This is a genomic window from Arthrobacter sp. 05T45 (assembly GCF_056395875.1).
Window position 1 is genome coordinate 1 of record NZ_JBFTKI010000067.1, and the last position, 356, is coordinate 356.

The 356-nt window shown below is 49.6% G+C and carries 1 rRNA gene; it reads left to right on the forward strand.

Annotated elements, in window-relative coordinates:
* Positions 1-235: 235 nt before the first annotated feature.
* Positions 236-356, forward strand: a 23S ribosomal RNA gene (locus AC1DGD_RS22180); the annotation flags it as partial.

Here is a 356-nt window from a genome sequence, read left to right on the forward strand (position 1 = left end):
GGGACTTGTGTTTCTGGTTTCCTGGCTGCACCGATCATGCATGTTGTGTGTGTGGGGTGTGTGGTACGGGGTTGTTGTTTGAGAACTACATAGTGGACGCGAGCATCTTTTATAAGAAGCAATTTCCAAGAATATGAACCTGGATCTGATCCGTGATTGTGCTGCCGCCTTTGGGTGGTGGTTGGTTGCGGTCTGGTTCCATGGTTYTCTCGAAAATTACTCCTTGATCTTTTGTGGTCAAGTTTTTAAGAGCACACGGTGGATGCCTTGGCATTAGGAGCCGAAGAAGGACGTAGGAATCTGCGATAAGCCTGGGGGAGTCGATAACCGGACTGTGATCCCAGGGTGTCCGAATG